The organism is Nocardioides sp. AX2bis (assembly GCF_902506435.1).
Taxonomy (GTDB): Bacteria; Actinomycetota; Actinomycetes; order Propionibacteriales; family Nocardioidaceae; genus Nocardioides.
On record NZ_LR733247.1, the window covers coordinates 1 to 1,234 of the forward strand.

Here is a 1,234-nt window from a genome sequence, read left to right on the forward strand (position 1 = left end):
TGTTGTGTTCGGGCCTGTCATTAGACGCGGCTGCGGCTGGTAGCGGCGTGTCGGGCACCGCGGCGCGGGGTTGGTGGCGAGCCTCGGGGTTTGTGAGTCCACGAATCCAGATGGGGCGCTGCGGCGGCCTGGCCGGCACTGCTGCTCCACGGGTGCCCGGGCCCGGGCCTGGGCACGGTGAGCAGCCCGGCACCGAACGTTGCCGGCGACCCTTGAGTAGCGAGGACCGGGCGGTGATCGCTGCCGGTCTGCGCCGCGAGCTGTCCTATGCCCAGATCGGGGTCCTGATCGGGCGGAACAAGTCGGTCATCTGCCGCGAGGTCGCTCGCAACCGTGGCGGTGATGGGACCTACTGGGCGCCGGTGGCGCACCGTGTCGCGCACGAGCGACGGCGCCGGCCCAAGGAGTTCCGCCTCGTGGCCAACCCCGCACTGTGTCGACGTATCGAGGCCTGGATGGACGATGGGTGGTCACCACGTCTGATCGCACGGGTCCTGCGCACCGACCACCCACACACGATCATGGACCGGGTGTCGCACGAGACGATCTACCAGGCCCTCTACGTCCAAGGACGCGGCAGCCTGCGACAAGACCTGCACCGCCAGCTGTCGACGAGCCGCCCGCGCCGCAAGACCCGCACCGGACCGGCCGGCACGACCCGCACCAGCAGCCTGTACCGCGAGGCGTTCACCTTCAGCCAACGCCCACCCGAGGTCGATGACCGTGCGGTGCCCGGACACTGGGAGGGCGACCTGGTCCTGGGCACCGGCAACGCCTCAGCGGTCGGGACCCTGGTCGAGCGCACCACCCGCTTCACGATCCTGCTGCACCTGCCCGGCACCCACGACGCGGACTCGGTCGCTGCGGCGATGATCCGCGAGATGGCTCAGCTGCCCGAGCACCTGCGGCGCTCCCTGACCTGGGACCGCGGCAGCGAGCTGGCCCGCTACGACAAGATCCAGCTCGATCTGGCGATGCCGGTCTACTTCTGCGACCCCCACTCACCCTGGCAACGCGGTAGCAACGAGAACACCAACCGGCTCCTGCGTCACTGGCTGACCAAGGGAACCGACCTGTCCCGCTTCACCCAGGGCGACCTCCGCAAGATTGCAGCCACCCTGAACGCCAGACCACGGCCTACCCTCAACATGCGCACACCAGCCCAAGAGCTGGACCAGCTCCTGACAACCCCGTCAGCAGCCTGACCCCGTTGCTACGACCGATGGACCCCGCC

1 protein-coding gene is annotated in these 1,234 nt (G+C 69.3%); it reads left to right on the forward strand.

Going from position 1 to position 1,234, the window contains the following annotated elements; all coding sequences use genetic code 11:
* The first annotated feature begins 2 nt into the window (after positions 1-2).
* On the forward strand, positions 3-1,205 hold the full coding sequence (locus GV155_RS20200; RefSeq protein WP_442938877.1) for an IS30 family transposase: 1,203 nt from the start codon (positions 3-5) through the stop codon (positions 1,203-1,205).
* The last annotated feature ends 29 nt before the right edge of the window (positions 1,206-1,234 follow it).